Origin of the sequence: Vitiosangium sp. GDMCC 1.1324, from assembly GCF_003044305.1 — a bacterium.
In the GTDB taxonomy this organism is placed as follows: domain Bacteria; phylum Myxococcota; class Myxococcia; order Myxococcales; family Myxococcaceae; genus Archangium.
The window spans coordinates 1-19,793 of record NZ_PZOX01000021.1 but is presented as its reverse complement, the minus strand read 5'-3'; the positions used below and the strand labels follow the sequence as shown (position 1 = coordinate 19,793).

Annotated in this window: 15 protein-coding genes and 2 pseudogenes; 7 read left to right on the top strand and 10 right to left on the bottom strand. The window is 69.5% G+C overall.

Annotation, left to right across the window (positions count from 1 at the left end):
• Positions 1 to 3 precede the first annotated feature (3 nt).
• The 5 genes from DAT35_RS42915 to hemG form a co-directional block, all read right to left on the bottom strand.
• The gene (locus tag DAT35_RS42915; RefSeq protein WP_146210114.1) at positions 4 to 1,011 is read right to left on the bottom strand and encodes a hypothetical protein; all 1,008 of its coding nucleotides are present in this window, start codon (positions 1,009 to 1,011) and stop codon (positions 4 to 6) included.
• A gap of 141 nt (positions 1,012 to 1,152) precedes the next feature.
• Positions 1,153 to 1,911 carry a hypothetical protein gene (locus tag DAT35_RS42910; protein ID WP_108075119.1) on the bottom strand — a complete coding sequence of 253 codons (759 nt, stop codon included), beginning with the start codon at positions 1,909 to 1,911 and terminating at the stop codon, positions 1,153 to 1,155.
• Positions 1,908 to 2,711, bottom strand: coding sequence for a hypothetical protein (locus DAT35_RS42905; protein WP_146210113.1), 804 nt, complete (start codon positions 2,709 to 2,711; stop codon positions 1,908 to 1,910). Before DAT35_RS42905 ends, DAT35_RS42910 begins: the two co-directional genes overlap by 4 nt.
• A gap of 16 nt (positions 2,712 to 2,727) precedes the next feature.
• A complete protein-coding gene (locus DAT35_RS42900) occupies positions 2,728 to 4,299 on the bottom strand; it encodes a hypothetical protein (protein ID WP_108075117.1) in 1,572 nt (523 codons plus the stop codon).
• A gap of 69 nt (positions 4,300 to 4,368) precedes the next feature.
• A complete protein-coding gene (hemG, locus tag DAT35_RS42895; protein WP_108075116.1) occupies positions 4,369 to 5,643 on the bottom strand; it encodes a protoporphyrinogen oxidase in 1,275 nt (424 codons plus the stop codon).
• A 243-nt stretch (positions 5,644 to 5,886) separates the two neighbouring features.
• On the opposite strand from hemG, the gene DAT35_RS42890 reads away from it, so the two are divergent.
• On the top strand, positions 5,887 to 6,342 hold the full coding sequence (locus tag DAT35_RS42890) for a hypothetical protein (protein ID WP_108075115.1): 456 nt from the start codon (positions 5,887 to 5,889) through the stop codon (positions 6,340 to 6,342).
• On the opposite strand, the gene DAT35_RS42885 is transcribed toward DAT35_RS42890, so the two are convergent.
• A complete protein-coding gene (locus DAT35_RS42885; protein ID WP_108075114.1) occupies positions 6,333 to 6,752 on the bottom strand; it encodes a DoxX family protein in 420 nt (139 codons plus the stop codon). The two genes, DAT35_RS42890 and DAT35_RS42885, sit on opposite strands and share 10 nt — an antisense overlap.
• A 120-nt stretch (positions 6,753 to 6,872) precedes the next feature.
• Between DAT35_RS42885 and DAT35_RS42880 the strand changes: the two genes are divergently transcribed.
• Positions 6,873 to 7,565 carry an RNA polymerase sigma factor gene (locus DAT35_RS42880; RefSeq protein WP_108075285.1) on the top strand — a complete coding sequence of 231 codons (693 nt, stop codon included), beginning with the start codon at positions 6,873 to 6,875 and terminating at the stop codon, positions 7,563 to 7,565.
• 12 nt (positions 7,566 to 7,577) lie between these two features.
• Here DAT35_RS42880 and DAT35_RS42875 read toward each other — a convergent pair whose 3' ends face one another.
• Positions 7,578 to 12,632: a hypothetical protein gene (locus DAT35_RS42875; protein WP_108075113.1), complete on the bottom strand. Its 5,055-nt coding sequence runs from the start codon at positions 12,630 to 12,632 to the stop codon at positions 7,578 to 7,580.
• Positions 12,633 to 12,748: 116 nt separating this feature from the next.
• Here DAT35_RS42875 and DAT35_RS42870 point away from each other — a divergent pair, with 116 nt between their 5' ends.
• Positions 12,749 to 14,587, top strand: a complete 1,839-nt coding sequence (locus DAT35_RS42870; RefSeq protein ID WP_108075112.1) for a VWA domain-containing protein — start codon at positions 12,749 to 12,751, stop codon at positions 14,585 to 14,587.
• Between the two features lie 74 nt (positions 14,588 to 14,661).
• Here DAT35_RS42870 and DAT35_RS42865 read toward each other — a convergent pair whose 3' ends face one another.
• Genes DAT35_RS42865 through rdgC form a run of 3 tightly spaced genes read right to left on the bottom strand, consistent with a single transcriptional unit; the run spans position 14,662 to position 16,989 of the window.
• A complete protein-coding gene (locus DAT35_RS42865; RefSeq protein WP_108075111.1) occupies positions 14,662 to 15,648 on the bottom strand; it encodes a hypothetical protein in 987 nt (328 codons plus the stop codon).
• A gap of 17 nt (positions 15,649 to 15,665) precedes the next feature.
• On the bottom strand, positions 15,666 to 16,343 hold the full coding sequence (locus tag DAT35_RS42860) for a hypothetical protein (protein WP_108075110.1): 678 nt from the start codon (positions 16,341 to 16,343) through the stop codon (positions 15,666 to 15,668).
• Positions 16,330 to 16,989: a recombination-associated protein RdgC gene (gene rdgC, locus DAT35_RS42855; protein WP_108075109.1), complete on the bottom strand. Its 660-nt coding sequence runs from the start codon at positions 16,987 to 16,989 to the stop codon at positions 16,330 to 16,332. Before rdgC ends, DAT35_RS42860 begins: the two co-directional genes overlap by 14 nt.
• Positions 16,990 to 17,150: 161 nt before the next feature.
• On the opposite strand from rdgC, the gene DAT35_RS42850 reads away from it, so the two are divergent.
• The 4 genes and pseudogenes from DAT35_RS42850 to DAT35_RS42835 all read left to right on the top strand — a co-directional run.
• Positions 17,151 to 17,618, top strand: coding sequence for an MAPEG family protein (locus DAT35_RS42850; RefSeq protein ID WP_158502119.1), 468 nt, complete (start codon positions 17,151 to 17,153; stop codon positions 17,616 to 17,618).
• A gap of 33 nt (positions 17,619 to 17,651) precedes the next feature.
• The gene (locus DAT35_RS42845; RefSeq protein ID WP_108075107.1) at positions 17,652 to 18,743 is read left to right on the top strand and encodes a hypothetical protein; all 1,092 of its coding nucleotides are present in this window, start codon (positions 17,652 to 17,654) and stop codon (positions 18,741 to 18,743) included.
• A gap of 352 nt (positions 18,744 to 19,095) precedes the next feature.
• Positions 19,096 to 19,299: pseudogene (locus tag DAT35_RS61355) on the top strand (hypothetical protein); the annotation flags it as partial.
• Positions 19,289 to 19,793, top strand: a pseudogene (locus tag DAT35_RS42835) (hypothetical protein); the annotation flags it as partial. The pseudogenes DAT35_RS61355 and DAT35_RS42835, both read left to right, overlap by 11 nt.

Sequence of the window (19,793 nt, the reverse complement as noted above, 5' to 3'; positions counted from 1 at the left end):
GAGCTACCGCAGCCAGACGCGCTTCACCACGAAGGGCATGTCCGGTGGGGTCCGGTCGATACCGATGAGGTGGTCGAACTGGGACTGGACGACGAAGGCATCCCCATCATGCAGGGCGACCGTGGTGGGGTTGTCCAACCCGGTGGCCAGGAGGGTGACGTGGCCCGTGTCGCCGGACAGGTCCACGCGCTTGAGCAGGCCGTTGTCGTTGTCCACCACCAGGAGCACGCCGGGAGCGAGCGTCAGGATGCCGTCCGGGAAGCCCAGCGGCGCATCGGTGGTGATGCGGGTGACGGCTCCCGCCGAGCCGTCCGCGTTGAGGCCGACACGGAACAGCTCTCCACTGTCGTACTTCACGACGTAGACGACGCCGTCGTCCCAGGCGATGCCGTTGAGGCCGAAGTTGCCCGGGGGCGGGATGAAGCGCGGATCCGCGGCCCATGTCTCCAATTGCGAGCCTCCGGTGCGCAGCCGGTGGATGACTCCCAGGAACGGGGCGGTGACATAGACGTTCCCCCGGGCATCGAGCGTGAGGTCGTTGCACAGCCCTTCCTGCGGAATCGGCCAGGAGCCGCGGAGCTTGCGCGTCGCCAGGTCATAGGCCTTCAGCGCGCCCGGCGTGGGCTGGCTCAGGTCCAGCTCGCACAGCCACAGGGTCTGGGTGGAGTCCTGGACCTTCATGCCGACGACGGTGCGCCCGGTGGCTGGCAGGAAGGGCTCGGCCCAGAGGCTGCCGGGCCGCTGGCGCACCACCATGCCCGTGTTGGCGCTGCCAATGTAGAAGGTTCCATCGGCCGCGTGGGCAATCCCTTCCGGGTAGAAGTCCTGGATGGGGATGATGAGCTTGTGCGGGTACCGCAGCGCCTCGGTCGCCTGGGGCGCTTTCCTCGAACTCAGCGCGCCTGCCCGCGAGACCACCCCGCCGCCGTTCGGGGTCAATTCCCCCGGGTTGCAACCCATGAGCATGCATGCCACGACCACCATCGCCTGACGCCAGAAACCTCCAACCATATGTCCGGACCCTCCCTGTGAGCGTGTGAGCTGCGTTCTGCACACCTCGAAACGCAGGAGGTTCGCGGACATATCGCGTGCTCTGGGCGTATCCACCACGAATCCGGGTGAACACGATGGCCGGACTCCGCAGCAGTGGGTTCAGGGCAACAAGCCTGCTCGCTCCAGTATCTGTTTGCGCTGCCGCATTTCGCAGTCCAACTCGTGTTCACCGTTCTTGCACAGCAGGGGGCAGTGGGGGTTCTCGTCGGAGAGTCGAGTTCCGTAGCACTTGTGGATGATGAACTTGCCGTTCCCCAGTTCCTCATCACAGGAGTAGCTCCACCGGCCGAGCACACACTCATCCAGCATGCAGCCGATTCCCAGCACAGGAAGAGGAGTGTTCTCACAGCCTCCGTTGCCCGGGTAGCAACGGTCGAGGTCCTCTTGGGTCGAGGCCGCCTGCTGTACGCGCTTCAGCACCGCAGCGACCTGCTCATGGGGGTACAGGCACTGCATGTAGGGGGCAGGCAGCTCCCCGGGAATGTACTTGGGCGTGCGGGGGATACCCACGAAGGATTGGCTGATACGTCGCTCCATCAACTCTTTCTGGGCCTTGGCATCGAGCGGTGGGGGAGGTGGCGGCTCGACCTGGGTGCGGCGGACGTGGCATTGCATCTGCACCCCACCCACCACCTCGTAGCGAGCCAGGGTGTCTACGGTCTGCGGGTACTTTCTCAACTTCTGGCGAATGAGCGCCGAGGCCGGTTCGCAGTGCTCGGCTCGCCGGATGAGGCAGCCGAAATCCTCGCCGCAGTTCACGGGGGGCGGCACGTTGGGCTCGGATTTGCGGCAGTGGCTCAGCATGAGCAGCCACGGCACCGCGATCAGGAAGAGATTCCGGCTCGATGGGCTGCTCATGGGTCCTCCTTCAGCCGAGTCACGGACCATACGGGCCAGTCGTCCGGGGTGGGCAGTCGCTCAGGCACGCGGGTGGGCACGAGGTGGTGCTCGAAATCGTAGAAACATTCGGGGCCGAGCAGGTGGATGAAGCGGCGCTCCTGCGTTCGAGCCTCCTCGCTGCCGGCCTCGGTGGGCAATCCGTAGGGCTGGACCAGGACGCGCTCCTCCCCCAGCCAGGTGACGCACTCGGGCGGGAGTGCTCGCAGCCGCTCCCCGAATAGCCGGATGAAGGGCGCTCCATAGAAGTTGCGCCAGTACACCCCCGCCAGGCCCTGGCTGTAGTTGCTCACCGTGAACTCCAGCGACGAGCCGAATTCCTTCTTGACCAGTCTGTTCCCCTTGGCCTCGATGTCATTGACCAAGGCGGAGTATGCCAAGGGCGAATCGAGCAGTTGCATCAAGTGCACCACCTGCCGTTGATGCTCTTCGCGCCAGCTCGCCTTGGCGGCCTTTCTCGCGGGAACGACCCATGAGAATTTGCCAATATGCCGATAGGGCTCTTCCGGCACACCCAGGAACAGGAAGTAGTCGTCCGTGCGCCCGATGACGATGGCGGAACCCTTGGAGCTGAGAGCCTCGAGGATATAGTCATATTCGATGGGACCCTCGGGAGGAGGGTTTCTACTGCCAAAGCCATACTGGGCGGGTTTGAACCACTGGAATTCCTCGAAGGCGAGCCGCAGCAACTCGCGAGCGACTCGCCGTGAAATGGGACGAGGCGGCAGGGACACGACTGTTTCGAGTGAGATTCGGGGCATGGTATGTTCCAGTCTGTCAGGGATAGAGTTCCAAGTTGCCCAGGCCTCTGCCCCTGAGACGTTCCATGGCTCTCTTCAATGGAACCGAAAGATGGGTAGGGCCGGAGGAGTGCGCGGGAGAGCGGACCCACAGCTCCAAGTAGCCTCCGTATTTGTCTATATAATCGATCATGGCCTTGACGTTGCCGGTCATCGACAACTCGTTCCAGGATTTGACCTCGACGAACTTGTAGGGCCGCCCCCACACCAGGTGCTCAACCTGCTCCTTGAATGCATCCGGGACGAAGCCATCGCCCAGGGTACCCGGCGGGGGCATGACGAGCCGCACGTTCTTCTCGTAACCCCGGGTCTGCAGCACCAGCAGCTCAAAGCCGTCCCCCTGGGGCTTGTTGGCCATGATCGCTCGGTACTTGCGCAGCCAGGTCTCATCCACCTGGTAGGAGAACTCCTTGAAGCGCTCGGAGTTGCGCAACTGGTATTCCAGCCAGCACTGGGCCTGGTGCTCGGCGCTGCCCAGCTCCATTCGGCGCCCGCCCTCCATGGCCCGCAGCCCGAGCCATGGCACCTGCTTGCCGGCTCGCAGCGCCTCGGCCGCTTCCCGCAGCGGCTTGTCCACCTGCTGTGCCACCTGTTCGAGCCGTGTCCACTCGCTCTCGCCGAGAATGCCTCCCCCAGCCACGCGCCGCCATAGCGCCTCTACCTCCGCCGCCCGCTCATGACTCGAGTGCATGGCGGCTCGTGCCAGCACGGCCACCTCGTCCGCGCTCCGGCGCGAGGAGAGCCACACCCGCGCTACCTGCGTGGCCACCTCCCGGGTAGCTGCCCCTTGCACCGCGGACTTGTTCAGCAGGGCGGTTGCCGCCTCGGTGAGCTCTCCCCCCTCCGCCTTCACCGCCGCACGCAAGGCTGCCTCGTCCGCCAGGTGTTGCACCCGGTGCCCATGCTTGCTCGCCCACTGCACTACCTCTTCCGCGCCCCTCAGCTCGCGCAGCAGCAGCGGTACGCGCTTGAGTGCCATTTTCAGCTTGACGAGCACGAAGCCGCGTCCGGCCGTCGCCACCATCAACACCGCCTCGCCCTTGCTGGTGGGTATGCCCAGGACGCCGGCCAGCAGCACCGTGGCCTCGGCGTATTGCTGGGCCTCGCGCACGCCGGCCTGGTACATCCGCCGAGCGTGGCCGCGCACCTCCAACTCGGCCGCGAGCTCTCCAGAGCGCTCCCCGCTGCTCGACTCCCGGAGGGTGCGCCTCAGAAAGGAGAGGAGGAGGGTGCGGCACGTCTCGCGAGCCTGCTGCTCAGGGAGGCCCCAGGTCTGCTCATGGATGGAGCGTCGCAGCGAGTCGAAGTGCCCAGGAGGGATGAAGCCTCTGTCGTGGAGGCGCAGCACCTCGAAGTAAAGGTCGTCGGCGGAGGCGTGGGGGGGGGCGACCAGTGCCGTCAGGTCCTCGGGAGTCGATTCCTCCTGCTCCTCGCCGGGCACACCTGCGCAGCCGCCAGCCAGCAGCAGCAGGCACAGCAGTGTGCAGCACAGGCCGTGGCTCTGCTCGGGATGTGAGGTGCGCCTGGAGCGCGGGGCTTCAGGTGACATGGGGGCCCGTTCTACCCAGGAGGGAGAAGCTGGGGCAACCGGTGGCTCGAGGTGGCGCCGGGGTCGTCCTCAGTCCGGCTGCTGCGAGCCAATCCCTATCGAAGCACCCGGAGACGTGGCCCGCGCATGGCGCGTGAGTTGCTCCGCGAGGACGGCGGCGTTGCGCACGCAATCCACCATGCTGATGCCACGGTAGGCATTGCCGGTGAGGTGCAGGCCCGGCCAGCGCGCCACCGCCTGGTCGAGGGCGGCCAGCCGCTCCGCATGGTCCGCGGTGTACAGCGGCAGGGCGCACGGCCAGCGCACCACATCCGTGACCACGGGCTCGGCGCGCACTCCGGCGATGTCCGCGAGCTCTTCCCTCACCAGGGCGATGAGCTCCTCCGCCGGCAGCGAGGCCAGCTCCGGCTGTCTCGTCCCTCCCACCATGCACGTGTAGAGCACCCGCTCCCCCTCGGCGCGCCAGGGGAACAGCGTGGAGGAGTGGCTGGCCCCGAGCAGCCGCCGCTTCTCGTTCGAGGGCACCAGGAAGCCAGCTCCGTTCGGTCTCGGCACGGACTCGGGCGCGAAGCCCATGTGCACCACCGCCATCGGTGCGTAGGTGATGCCCTCCAGCAGGTTTCCCAGCTCAGGGTCCAGCTCGCTCAGGATCCGGGCCGCCGTGTGCGCCGGCGTGCACACCGCCACCTGCGAGGCCTCCAGCTCCGTGTGCTCCCCATTCGTTCTCACCCCCACGCGCCAGCCTCCGCCCGGCACCGGGGTGAGCCGCTCCACGTGGGCGTGCGTGTGGGCGCTCGTCCCCAGGCGCCGGGCGAGCGCGTCCACCAGCCGCTGCAGTCCTCCCCGGAACGAAGACAGCTCTCCCGTGAGGGGCTCCACCGGGTTCGCCCGGGACTCACTGGTGCGCGTGGGCTGCTCCTGCTCCTCCAGCTCCGGCAGGACGGTGCTCACGCTCAGCGGCTCGCGCTCTCCCCCGAAGCTGAACAGCTCTCCCAGCAGGCGCGAGCCGAGCGGCAGGAGCTCCGAGCCGAAGATGGTGGACGCGGTGCGCGTCGAGGCTCGCAGCCGCCCCCGGGTGTAGACGTAACGCTTCCGGGCCGCGCCGGTCGCGGGCTGGATGAGGTCCTCGACTCCGAGGCCCCGCGCCAGCGCGCGCATGGCGGGCTCGCGATCGAAGAAGCTGTTGGGCCCGTTCTCCAGGAAGAAGCCATCCCGGACGTACGTCTGGATGTTGCCGCCCAACCGCGGCATCCGTTCCAACAGCACCACGGGCACGCCCCGCTGCTGCATGTGGAAGGCGACCGCCATCCCGCTGAGTCCTCCGCCAATGACGATGACACTCATGGGTTGGCTTCTCCGTGGGGGTTTTCTCACTTCTTGATATCAGCGCGAGGCAGGTGCGCGGAATCCCCCTCGGGGCGAGATGACCAGGAGCAACACTTGTCCCCGGCGGCCCTCGTCATCTCTGTCCGCGAAATGCCAGAACCCCAGGGAAGCCCGCTTGCCTGCCTGCTGGACTGATACTACCCGGGCGGACAGGGTCTCTGTTGGGAATCCGAGACACCGGACCTGGTGTAGAGAGGCGGCATGGCCGACAAGCGCCGTTTCGACCTCTTCGCCCAGTTCCTCACCGAGCGTTTTCCCGCTCCGCGCATCTACGACATCGCCGGAGGGCAGGGCCGCTTGAACGAGGCCCTGTCCCGGCTGGGGCGCACGGTCACCACCTTCGACCTGCGCCACAAGCATCTGCCCGTGCGCTACGCCCAGCGTATGTTCACCCTGGACGAGCCGTGCGAGTGCGACCTGCTGGTGGGCATGCACCCGGACGGGGCGACGCGCATCATCATCGAGTACGCGGCGAAGCACCGGCTCCCCTTTGCCGTGGTGCCGTGCTGCTCGGACAACAGCATGCCGTACAACCCCTGGCGGCGGTACCTCGCGGACCTGGCGCGTGAGCTCGGCTTTCCCTCCGTGGAGGAGCATGAGCTCCCCATGGAGGGCCGAGCCCGCGTCGTCCTCGGGGACTTCGCGCGTCAGGCGTGAGCGGGCCTCCGCATCTCGCTTCGCTGCCGCTCCTGCTCGGAGGCGGGCGCCCGTACCTCCGAGAGCCGTCCGAGGGTGAAGGCTCCCACCGCCATCACCAGGTCCCTCACCGCGATGTCGAAGTAGTGCCCCGTGGTGAGCAGGTTCAGGGCGATGCCCACCAGCCATGCCGCGACGATATAGGCGCCCACGCGGGTCCATCTCGAGAGCACCAGCAGGCCCGCGACGATCTCGATGACTCCCACTGCGTGCATGAAGGTGCTGGCGGGAATGACTCGGGAGACGAGGGGACTGAGGTACTGCTGCCAGTCCGTCAGCAGATTGAAGAACTTGTCGAGCCCCGCGACGATTGGCACCACGCCGAGCGCGAGTTTCAGGGCCCACCAGGATTGGTTCAGACGGCGATCCATGTCGATGACCTCCCATCGGTCGGCAGCACCAGGGCTGCCAGGGATGGGAGTCGCGAGGGTGGCAGGTGGTGACACCGCGAGGGGTTGTCACGTCCCTGCTGCCCGCCGCATCTGATGGTCATGGACACGATGCAAGAGGTGGGCGCCAGGCTGGCGGGCATGGGGTCGCCCTCCGATGAGGAGCTCGCCCGCCGGGTGCGTGAGGGAGAGACGGCGCTCTTCGAGGTGCTGATGCGCCGCCATAACGCGCGGGTGTACCGGGCCGTCCGCGCGCTGCTGTCCGATGAGGCCGAGGTCGAGGACGTGATGCAGCAGGCCTACGTCCTCGCGTTCACGCACCTGGGGCAGTTCAAGGGCATGGCGAAGTTCTCGACGTGGCTCATCCGCATCGCGGTGAATGAGGCGCTGCTGCGCTTGCGGAAGCGGAGCAGGCTGGTCGCCCTCGATGGCGGTGCGGACGAGGAGCAGGAGGCAGCCATGAAGTGGGTGGAACGCAACTCGCCCGATCCCGAGCGGGAGACCTCCGAGCGTGAGCTCGTGCAACTGCTGGAGTCCACCATCGACGCGCTGCCGGCCGCCTACCGGATGGTGCTCATGCTGCGCGAGGTGGACGGGCTGTCGACGGCGGAGACTGCCGAGGTGCTGTCCGTCAGCGAGGAGGTGGTGAGGACGCGGCTCCACCGGGCCCGGGCGATGCTCCGGGATGCGCTGGATGCCCGGCTCGGTGGACAGCTCGAGGAGGTGTTCTCCTTCCAGGCTCCGCGTTGCGACCGGGTGGTGGCCGCCGTGTTTTCCCGTATCGGGATGCACTGACGGCGCGAGGGCTCAATCCCAGCCCCTGAGCGCGACGCTCACGCGCCGCACCATCAGGTCCAGTTCCTTGCGGCGCAGGGTGGCGAACACGCGGCCGCCCACGATGCTGAGGCCCGTGAGGGTCATCACCATGAAGCCGATGCGGTGGTCCCTCAACCCCGCGTGGACGAGCGTGGCCGCCACGTCCAGCGTGAGGAAGAGCGTCCCGAGCGCCAGGTAGGCGCGGATGTGCAGGGCCATTCCGGCCGCCACGCCCAGCAGGCTCACCGCGCCGAACACGAAGGCATACGTCCCGTCCGAGGCCTGCCCTATCTGCAGCGTCAGCTTCGCCGCCGCGGGCACGTACAACAGCAGGCCGCCCACGATGCGCACCGCGTTCCTCGCCGCTCGCGGCAGGCTGCTCGTGAAGAGCTGGCCCAGCATCAGCAGCAGCAGGCCGAGCGGCGCCAGGTACACCTCGAGCCCATCCATGTCCAGGGAGAGCGCGCCGATGAGGAGCGCCACGTTGCAGGCGGCGGCCGCGAGCGAGCCGAACAGCCGGCTGTGCTCCACCGCGCCCAGGGCCGCGTACAGGAGGCCCGAGCCACCCGCCAGCAGCGCGGCCTCGCCCGAGGCCTCGCCAGGGAGCACCAGGGCCATGCCCACGGGCAGCAGCGCCGCGAACCGCCGTGTCGCCTGTTCCACCGGGGGAATGCCCGCCCGCTTCGCCAGCACCGTCACGCCCACCAGCACGAAGCCGAGTGCCAGGGCGAAGAGGGCATCGTGCTCGGGACGCAGGCCCCGGGCGTACAGGGCTCGCACGAGCGCGTACACGCCCACCACCGCCACCTGCACGAAGTACACGTGCCGGCCGGTCCGCTCGCGCCACGCGCAGTGCAGCGACACCGCCACCGCCAGGCCGATGGCCGCGTTCGCCAGGGGGAGTGCCCGCTCATCCGGTACCGCCATCTGCGCCGCCGCCAGCGCCAGCAGTCCTCCCGTCGCGAGCAGCCACAGATCCCTGCCCCATGCGAGCCCCCGGGCGATGTCCTCGCGCCGGGTGCGGAGCAGCCGGTTGGCGGTGTGCGCGAGCGCCGCGACTCCCGACACGCAGAGCGCCAGCGCCGTTCCGAGCAGCGCGAGGAGCGCCGCGTACGTCAGCCGCTCCCCGGAGCCAGCCGCGCCCGTCTTGAGCGCCACCGCGAGGCCCGTCACCGCGGCGATTCCCGCCAGCGTCGTGGCCCATGAGGCGCCCAGCCTCGCGAGCGCGCCCTTCCACTGGAATGCGCCCACGTACAGCGTGGCCGCGAGGAGCGCCGTGGTCACCGGCAGGGCGCTGGACTGCATCCAGGCTCCCCCGAGGCCATCGAGCACATTCAGGAGGAGCATGGGAACGGCGAGCACCGGGTGCGTGTTGCCGCCACTCGCCAGGGCGTACACCGCCGCGTTCAGGGCGTAGAAGAGGGCGCCCAGCTGGGCTCGTGCGCGGGCCTTGCCCTCGTCGATTCCCCGCCAGCGGGCCACCCATGGGCTCAGTGCCACCACGCACAGCCCCACGAGGGCGAGCACGGGACCGGGCCAGGCACCCACCGTGGGCTCGCGCTGCGCCAGCGCGTGGATGACCAGGAGCAGGCCCAATCCCGGAACCATGCGCCCCTGGGGGCGCGCCCGACCGGCGAGCAGCAGGAGTCCGGACCCGAGGGTGAGCACGGCGGCCTCCAGCCCGGGCTGGAAGAACGCCGCCAGGAAGACGAGTCCCGCCGCGATACCCGACCACCGGTGCAGGGCCCGTGTGAGCTGTTGGCCGAAGGAGCTGGACTCACCGGACAGGAGGGCTCGGAGGATGTTGAACTTCTCTTGGACTCGGGTCAGCACCAGTCCCGCGCCGGCATAGACGAGCCCCGCGGCGGCGATGCCGGCGAAGGCCCTGTACCATGGCGTGGCGACGGTCTCTCCGGGGGCCAGCCACGCATCGGACGCGAGCCAGCCGATGCTCCGGGCCAGCTCGAGGGACTCCGCGCGCACCCACTGTCCACCCGGAGGCACCAGTGCCACCAGCGCATGTCCGAGCACCGTGCGATGGACGGCCCACAACGCGGCCCCCGGAATCCCCAGCAACAGGCCCAGGCTCGCGAGCCCCGGAGCCCGGAAGGAGAACGCGAGCAGCAGCGCCAGGAGCGCGGCACCCAGGAACATGAGCGGAGGCACCACCGTCAACGCGCGGGTCAGGACGGGTCCTCCGACAATCCAGCCCTCGGCCGCGAGCAGCACGCCCAGCGCGGCAACGCCAGCGTGCGGGACGAGGTGGTACAGCCGGCCATGGGGCTCGTTCTCCAGGAGCCGTCCGATCCAGGGCCCGAAGCGCCGGGTGGCCAGTGCCAGCAGCCAGATTCCCACGCCGATGAAGGGCAGGCGCAGGGCGACCACGTCGGGCGGCAGCGGACGTCCCAGCCGGTTGAGCACCGCGGTGAGGGCGATGAAGAGCCCCGCGGCGGCGAGCGTTCCCACGGACCCGCGCAGGCGCCACGTGACGAAGCCTCGGGACACGAACGCCAGCACCGCGCTCCCGATGAGGAGTGCGCCCGCGAGCACGGCATCCGGACGCTCGGCCTCCACGGGGGATGACATCCAGTTCGCGAAGACCACGAGGACGAGCACGGCCGCCATGAACGCCACGGCGGCGAAACCGTCCGTGTAGAGCGGGCGGCCCTGCTCGGGGAATGGCAACCGGAGCCACCCGAGCAGCCGCCGGCCTCGAGGGGCTGGAGCGGAATCTCCGTCTCCTCGTCCACGCAGCGCCGCGATGCCGGAGAGGCCGAGCGCCAGGCTCGAGAAGAGCAAGGCTCGGCCGGCCAGGCTCGTGTTCGCGTTCGATTGCAGGACGAAGAACACGGCCGAGTGCGCGAGCCCCCATGCGGCCAGGGTGCTGACGAGCCGGCTGCGCTCCCGTCTCACGCGCAGTAGCAGGAGCACCGAGGCGAGGAGGGTGGGCGCGCAGCAGAGCGCGAGATCCACGGCGAGCACGCCCGTGAGGAGGCTGCGCGGCATGAAGTCTTCCCCGCCGTCGAAGCCGAGCTGCGCCCTGGGAATGGCGAGCAGGACTCCCAGCGTGGCAGCGGCGAGGGAGAGGTCATCCAGCGGGAGGAGGTCGTCCGTCTTCCCGGTCCGTCGCATCCACGCTTCCTGGAGCAACCCCGTCACGGCGTAGAGACCCGACGCCAGCGTGAGCAGGGCCAGCAGCGTCCAGGTCATCGCGTCCACACCGGTGGCGGCGATGGCTCCCTGGGTCCCGAAGAAGAGCGCGATGCCTCCCAGGTAGTGCAGGCCCCTCCAGCGGTAGCCGCCCGTGAGGTGCGCGGCCAGGGCCACCAGCGCGCCCGCCGCCGCCTCCGGCCATCGCGTCTCCGAGCTCCACGCCGACGTCGCCCACGAGGTCAGTGGCAGCGAGGCCACCGAGAGCACCACGCCCCAGGTCAGGAGCCAGGGCCGCAGCGGGCCCTGCTTGCTCACCCGGGCCACGGCCATCAGGCCCGCTCCCACGGCGGCGAGCCCCACCATCCACCAGCCCGGCTCGGCGGGCCGCTCCAGACGCGCGAGCAGCACGCCGGTCAGCGCCAGGGTGAGCACCGCCGGATGGGCCAGTGCCCGGCGCCGGGGTTCGTGCATGAAGAAGATCAGCGCCGCGGCCCCTGGTGTGAAGGCCGAGACGACGCTGGCGGCGTCCCACGGGCCCGCTCCAGGTGACACAGCGAAGGCCGAGACCGCTCCGGCGAGCGCTCCGCAGGCCACCACCGCGTGCGCGATCGTCTCCACCGCGGGGGCTGCCTGGGGATGTGCCTCGCGCACCGCCGGTCGTGCCGCCACACCCGCGAGCACCGCGGCGAGCGCCATCGCCCAGAGCGTCATCCCGGCGAAGAGCGGGTCGCCCGGTGAGAGCGCATCGAAGCCCGCCGGCGCGCTCGCGACCGAGAAGACCGCCAGGGCGGCCGCTCCATAGAGGCTGGAGGAGAGGACGGAGAGCCCGGCCTGGCTCGACTTTTCACGCCCGGCCCTCCACGCGGAAGCTCCGAGCGCCGCCACACCCGCGAAGGCACAGAGGGTGCGTGGCCAGGGCGCATCCTCCAGCGCCATCAAGGGGAGCCCCGCCAGCAGAGAGGGCAGCAGCGCCACCCCGAGCGACACCGTGGAGGCCCCATACAACAGGCGTCCCGTGGGCTTCAGCGTGAGCAGGGCGAGGGCGGCGATTCCGGCCGATACGGGCCAGCCGATCGCCGGGTGCAGGCCCACGAGGGCGGACAGCGCGACGAAGACCACGGGCAGCAGCGCGAGGCCGATGCTCGCGAGCACCCTCCCCGCGGACGCCGAGCGCCGGGCGAGGAACACCCCGAGCCCGATGAAGGCCGCGTGGTAGGCGAAGAGGGCGCCCGTGACGAGCAGTTGCCGTGGCACGCCTCCGAGCGCCCGCCACGCCTCGCGCACGCCCATGAGAGAGCCGCCGAGCACCAGCACCGCGCCGAGAAACCACCAGACGTACTCCTGCAGCTTCGGCGCGACACCGCGCGCACCGTCCTCGGAGTCATCGAGTGCCACCATGGCATCCAGCCCGCCCCCGAGCGCGCCCGCGTCCACGCGGCTGAACAGCGCCTGCCCCGAGTCCGTCGCCAGCCCGATGCCGTCCTCGTCGTCCTCCGGGCTCCGCGTGCGCCGCGCCTCGGACTCGCGCTCCTCCCGGGCCGCGTCCTCCAGCGCCCGGAAGAACGCCTGGCCCCAGCCGGGGCGCCAGTCCTCGAGCTCCTCGAGCTTCCCGGCGATCGCATCTGCCCGCTGCTCCAGGGCACTCGCATCCTCGAGCAGCGGCACCGCGACGACGCTCGCCGCGAGCGCGCCTTCGAGGGACTCGGTGAGCCGGGACGCGGTTCGCTGGTCGAGCAGCCGCGTGGCGTGCCAGTCGGCGATCCTCCGCTTCAGCTTCTCCTGGACGAGCATGTCCAGGTGCTCCGCCGTCGCGGGGAGGAGTCTGACGCCGCAGCTCGGACAGGTCTCGTCGCCATTCCCATCGCGTAGCTCGGCACAGGCCAGACAGATCATGGAGCCCCCATCTCCTTATCCGTGCAGGCCAACGTAGTAGGGCGGGTCGGCCAGAGGTGACGCATGACAGAGGGTGAGACTAGGCTGCCTCGCGTACTTCACGAAAGGGCCTGTTCATGAAGGCTTCCTATACGCTCAGCCGTCCGGTGCTCCCCGTCGGTACGTCGTCCAAGGTCGACCTGCTGGTGTCCTTCAAGGCGGAGGCTCCAGAGGCCTCCACCCAGCGCTCGCTCAACCTCAGCCTCGTCATCGACCGCTCGGGCTCCATGGCGGGCGTTCCGCTGAAGCACGCCCTCCAGGCCTCGCGGCAGCTCGTGGAGCGGATGCGGCCCGAGGACTGGCTCTCCATCGTCACCTATGACGACGCGGTGCACTCGGTGCTCAAGCCCACGCGCGTCACGGACAAGGCGGCCATCGGCTCGGTGCTCTCCCAGGTGCGCGCGGGCGGGTGCACCAACCTCAGCGGCGGCTGGTTGAAGGGCATCGAGCACGTGGAAGCCAACAAGGCCAGCGAGCGCATCAACCGCGTGCTGCTGCTCACGGACGGCCAGGCGAACGCGGGTATCACGGATCACCAGGCGCTCATCTCCACGGCCCGCCAGAAGTCCGACGCCGGCGTCATCACCACCACGCTCGGCTTTGGCTCCAACTTCAACGAGGACCTGCTCATCGGCATGGCCAACGCCGGTGAGGGGCACTTCTATTACATCCAGACGCCCGAGGATGCCGAGGGCGTATTCCGCATCGAGATGGAGGGACTCGGCTCCATCGTCGCGCAGAACCTCGAGGTGACCATCAAGCCGGCGGCCACGGTGAAGGTCGCGAGCGTGCTCAACCGCTACCGCTTCGAGTCCCGGGGCCAGGAGGTCGCGGTGGGGTTGGGGGATGTGTATGCCACCGAGGAGCGGCAGCTGGCAGCGGAGCTGTCCGTGGACGCGGGCGCGGCGGCAGGTCCGGTGACGCTGGCCACGCTGGTGTATCGCGCTCAGGCGGTGGTGGACGGGGCCGTCCGGGAGATCTCCGGCGAGGTTCCCATCGTCGCCCAGCTGGCGGCGGCCTCGGAGTCGGCGGCGGTGTCCGCGGACAAGAACGTGCTGGCCCAGACGAACCGCCTGCGCATCGCCCGCGTCAAGGACCAGGCCGTCGAGCTCGCCGACAAGGGCGACTTCACCATGGCCTCGCAGCGGCTGCGCCAGGTCATCGCCGATCTCTCCGCCCATCTGGACAAGGCCTCCTATGACATCGCCGAGGAGGTAGAGCAGCTCGCGCACTACGCGCAGCGCCTGGAGTCGAGGAAGTATGACTCCGTCATCCGCAAGGAGCTGAGGGACCAGTCCTACCAGGCGGGCACGCGCAGCCGTGGAGACCTGGCGCTGCGCGGGACGGCGGGCGGTTCGGCGGACAGCCTGGAGGCGGTGTCCAGCGCGGGCGCGGGCGTCGTTCTCCAGTGCGTGCGTGAGGGCGGCAAGTTGCGCATCCACGCCACCTCGGAGGGTTATGACTCGAGTTTCAACGTGCAGTTCCCCCGGAGCGCGCGCGAGGAGGGGGTCTCGTACGTGGTGGACAAGCTGGAGCCCTCGGGGGATGGCTCCTTCTACCGCGTGGTGGGCACCATCAAGCGGCTGGTGCTCCCCGGGCAGGAGCGCGCGGCGCGTGCGGCCGGTGCGGCCCCCGTGAAGAAGGCCAAGCCCACGGCCTCGAAGGTGACGGCGGGCTCGGCGGCGGACCTGCCCACCACCAACACCGTGGGCACCGGCGTCATCGTCCAGTGCATCAAAGAGGGCAGCAAGCTGCGCGCCCGCGTCGTCTCGGATGGCTACGACCCCGACCTCAACATCCGCTTCCCGCGCGACATCCGCGAGGAGAACGTGCTGTACGTGGTGGACGAGATCATCACCACCGGCAACGGCAGCTCGTACATCGCCTGCGGCGACATCCGCCGGCTCGTCCAGTAGCGGCAGTGGGGGGCGAGCACAAGCTCACCGGGCAGGGCGGTCACATCGAAGTGGAGAGTGCGCCCGGAAAGGGCTCATGCTTCATCCTGTTCCTGCCGCGCGTGGCCCGCCGCTCCTCTTTCCGTTCCGAGCCGCAGCACCGGGCCCACCGCCCGGCGCAGCCAGTTCACGCGTCGGGCTGACGGTGGGGGTGTTTCCACTGCTCCCAGCCAGTCGAAGTCCCGGAGCCGTGCGAGGAAGTCCTGCCGCACACAGCCCTCCAGGCTGAAGACGTGGATGTCCTCCGTCCACCGCCGCGCCAGTCGCAGGTCCCGGGCGAGCTCCTCCCAGTCCAGTGGGGGCACGTCGATGAGGCCCGGCACGTCCACGCCGCCACCGGTGACGCCCACCCCCACGGAGCGCGCGTCCGGCCCGTAGCTCCACAGCATCCCGGGTCCGTGGGGCCGCACCAGGCTGGTGTAGAGCATCAGCACCTCGCGGTCAGCGGGCACATCCAGCACGCCGCTGAGGCGCTGGAGCAGGGTGGAGCCCGCCCGGCGCTCGTCCACGATGAAGGGGAGTTGGTAGCTGTCCACCCGGTAGCCGTCCTCGCGGATGCGGGCCATCAGGGCGCCATACCCGGCCCGGGCCTCGCGCAGCGCCCCGCCGCGCCTCAGCCGGGGCAGCAGGGCGGGCAGCATGCGCCACCGGCTCTCCAGCGCACGCCGCAGGTCGTGGATGTCCGGCTCGATGTCCAGGCCCACGCCGTCCCACCGCAGGCCTTGCGCGGCCGTCCAGGCGCGGAAGGCCTCGTAGCGGGCCGTGGCCTGGGGCGCGTTGCCCTGGTGGAACCAGTAGCCCTCCGCCTCGGGCAGCAGCAGCCAGGCGACGACAGGCACACCGGCCTCGTTCAACCGGCGCACCACGCCGGCCCGCTCCGGGCCGAGGTCGAGCACCCCGAGGCTGACGCTGGCTCGCAGCGCCAGGAGGTGCTCGACGACGGCCGGGTGGGCGAAGAGGGCCTCCAGCGGCCCCGCTCCCAGCTCACAGAAGAAGGTGAGGCGGGCAGGGGAGGGGGCCATGGAAGCCTCGAGTCAGCTCAGCCGCGGGCGGCGCGCGCCAGCTGCACCTTGCTGGCTTTGGGGGCGTCGTCGTCCTCGCCCTTCATCCAGCTCTTCATCGTCGGGACGACCTTCTTGCCCCAGTTGCGGCTCGCGCGCACCTCGAGGAAGGCCTTCACCAGCGTGTCCACCATCGCGGAGAGCTGCTCGGTGAGGTAGAGCCGCTCCAGCAGCCGGTCATCCTCCTCCTCGGCCATCAGCTCCGGCAGCTTCGCCGCGCGGATGTCGAGGAACTCGGCGTCCAGCGTCACTTCGTACACCTTCTCTCCGTGGGTGAGCTTCAGCCGCGCCTGGTGGATGAGCAGGCCGCGATCCAGCGAGTGCCTCACGTTCTCCGAGTAGGGGGCGAGCGCGCCCCGGGCGGACAGCTCGGTGACGTCGCCGTTGACGCCCCGGAGGATGCAGCGGCCGGTGTAGAGGACGACGAGCCCGGTGCCCTCGAAGTCCACCAGCGCGTCGCCCGACTCCGAGCGCCACAGGAGCCAGGTGAGGAACTCGCGGCCCAGGTAGGCCCGGCCGCGCAGCAACTGCTCGCGCGCTTTGTCGCGTTCGATTTCGGCCTCGTCTCGCGTGTCCTCCTCGGTGGCGGCACCGTCGATACCGGTGTCGCGCCGCATGAAGGCCGCCTCGGCCATGGCCTGCTCACGCTTCCCCATGGGTCACCTCGCTGCTGGGAATCTCTCCCTTGGAAATCTCCATGCCGATGAGCTCCGGTGTGGGCAGGAGCGCGTCGTCGGCGATGCCAGCGCTCGCCGCCAGGGTCGCGGGCACCAGCGCCTGGAGCTTCACCTCGAAGGCCGTCTCCATGGCCAGGAGGATCTCGTCCACCACCTTGCGCGAGGCGGCCCAGAGCTGCACCTGGTTCGTCTTCAGGTTCCAGCTCACGTCGTGCACCTTGGTGACCGGCACGGCGCGCTGGCGCAGCATGTGGCGGATGGAGGCGCGGTTCTCGGCCTTCTCACCCCGGGTGGGCGCCCGGCCGTTCTGCTTCTCGAAGGCGGTGGCCCACTTGCCCAGCTCGGCCTTGAGCACGGCCGCGGGAATCTTGACGGTGTCCACGCGGAAGCCGAACAGCGCGTACTCGCCATAGAGGACGCTGCCGGTGGCGAAGTTCGTGGAGTCCTGGTTCTCCAGCTCCACGAAGCCCACCGCGCGCTCGTCCTCGGTCTTCTTGAGATCGATGGGCTCGAAGGCTCCGGACTTCAGGCCCTTGGCGAGCCAGCGTTTCGTATCGGAAGGGGCGTCTCCGGCCGGTTCGGATCGGAAGCGCGAGAAGGTCACTGCACCACTGAGGACTGGCATGAGGCGGGGCAAATTGGACAAGCCGGGCCCCGCCGTCAAGGCACTGCTGGTATGCCTGGAAGTTCGGGGACTTGCGGCCGGGGGCGTCGCTGTCCAAACGCCCGTGCTGCTGGTAGATGGCGGGAGCAAGGGCCCTCCCCAGAGCGCCCACTCCCCACGCCATGAACAACCTCTTCCCCGAGCTGTCCTCCAATCTCCTGCTGTCCCTGCCGGGCTTCCGTCTCTATGCCCTGTGCGCCATTGTCCTCGTCATCAAGATGCAGGCGGTGGGCATCGCCACCGCCCGGACGCGCGCCCGCCTCAAGGTGGCGTTGAACGCCGAGGACGCGGCCCGCTTCGGCGCCCAGCTCGTCAACGCCGAGCACCCCGAGGTGGAGCGCGTGCTGCGCGCCCACCGCAATGACCTGGAGAACATCCCGGTCTTCCTCATCCTCGGTTTCATCGCCGTGCTGGCCGGGGCGCCGCCGCTGGGTCTGCAGATCTGCCTCATCGCCTTCACCGCCGCGCGGGTGGTGCACAGCATCGCCTACGTCAAGGCCATGCAGCCGTGGCGCTCGCTGAGCTTTGGAATCGGCGGGCTCTGCTCGCTGGCCCTGAGCGTGATGATCATCCTCCGGCTCGTCTCCTGAGCCCGAGCCCACACACGAGCGGAGTTCGCGCCCATGCCCCAGATGCTCGACAGCCTGCCGGTCCTCTACCGGGACATCCTCCCCGACTTCTTCCGGAAGGAGATTCCCGCCGAGACGAAGGCCACATGTGACTCGTGCGCCATGTGCCCGTCCTCGGCCTCGGGGTCCGTGGAGTCCGTGGACGGAGTGAGCCGCCTCTTCCGGCCGGACACCAAGTGCTGCACCTACTACCCCAAGCTGCCGAACTATCTGGTGGGAGCGCTCCTGTCCGACACGCGCGACGAGCTGGGCGAGGGGCGGCGGCGCATGGGCGAGAAGATCGCCAGCCGCATGGGGGTGACGCCCCAGTGGGTCCGGCCCTCGGCCCGGTACAACCTGCTCTACCGCAACTCGCGCCAGTTCTTCGGCCGGGCCGCCTCCATGCGCTGTCCGTACTACGAGCTGGAGCATGGTGGCTGTACCATCTGGCCCTACCGCGAGGCCGTGTGCTCCACGTTCTTCTGCAAGTACGTGGCGGGCGCCGACGGGCGGAAGCTCTGGATGACGTTCAAGACGTACCTGGCGCTCGCGGAGATCCAGCTCTCGCGCTACGCGGTGCTCCAGTTGCTGCCCGAGTACATCCTGGCCGGGAAGGACAAGCCGGACCTGGCGGAGACGCCGACCGTCGAGGACCTCGACGACAAGCCCCTGCCGGACAAGGAGTACGCCGCGCTGTGGCGCCGGTGGGCGGGCCGTGAGCCCGAGTTCTACCGGGCCTGCTTCGACGCCGTCCGGGTGCTGTCGCCGGAGCAGGTGGAGAAGATCCTCGGCCTGGATGGAGTCATCGAGCTGAAGGTGCTGGAGAAGAGCCACCGGGACGCGGTCGCGCCCGAGCTGCCGGGGGTGCTCAAGCTCAATCCCGAGGCCACCGTGAAGTGGCTCGCGGACGGAAGCGTGGCGCTGGGGGCCTACAGCGAGTACGACGCCGTCGCGCTGCCGGGCGTGGCGTATTCGCTCCTGGTGGAGTTCACGGGCCGGGAGCCGGTGGCCGCCGTCCGCCAGCGCCTGCGCAAGGAGAAGCAGGCGGACCTGCACGAAGACATTCTGTTGGAGCTCTACCGGCACCGTATCCTGACGGAGGCCTGAGCCACGGCGTCATGGACCGGGCCGGACGTGAGGCTCCGCTGCCTCATATTTGCGCGTCACCGCCTGGGGGCGCTTTTAGAGGGCGCACACGATGAGGGCTCACCCATTGGCCGTGCTGCTGTTGTGGCTCTGGCCGGCACTGGGAGGGGCAATGGAGCCTCCCTCGCCCGACGGCGAGTCTCCCCCGCCGGCCTCGTTCGCCACGTGGCGCTACCTGACGCGCCTGGAGGCCACCGGGCTGGCGCTGCTGCCGAACAGCGGGGTGGGCGGAGCGGAGCGCTACGCCCAACTCACGCCCATGCTGGTGGTGGACGGCGGCGAGGCCTTCGGTCTCAACCTGGGCGCCCCGGTTCTGGGGGTGGCTCTGAATGGGCGGGCGCTGGGGCTGGGCCAACCAGGGGCACGCCACCTGAACTCGGGCCAGGTGCGCTGGCGCTTCGGCCACAAGCTGTCCGCGCTGGCCGAGGGCGGCACCCTGCTGCACCCGAAGCCGGACGGGACGCTGCGCCCGGGTGCCTACGCCTCGCTGGGCCTGGGGGTGGACAATGCGCGCTGAGGCCCTGGCACTCAGGTGGGCGGCGCTGCTGCTGGGAGCCGTGCTGCTCTCTACCGGCTGCGTCACGCTGGCGCCGCGACAGGGTGGCAGCCCCGCGGAAGGCTCCCACACCCTCTCCACGTTGCGAGACACGGCGGCGACTGCGCCCCCGCTCGAGGCGCCCCCTCCTCTTGCATCCACGGAGGCGGGCGAACACGCCCTCTCCGCCAAGCCGGGCGAGCAGGAGCGGCTGCACCGCCGCCGCAGCGCCCGCGGACTGGGCCCGGATGCAGCCCTGGCGAGCTCGGGCGAGGTGCCCGCGTACGAGGTGGCCAGCGCCAGGCCTGCCCACCAGGAGCCGCCCTCGTGCGGAGGCCAGGCCGTGCCTCCGGGCTGGCCCGACTTCTCCTCCAGTGACAAGGAGGCACTGCTCGCCCCCTTCCTCTCGTGCACCTCTCCTGGGGAAGTCCTCGCCCTGCAGGAGCGCGTGGACATGCCCCGGCTGGTGGAGGCCT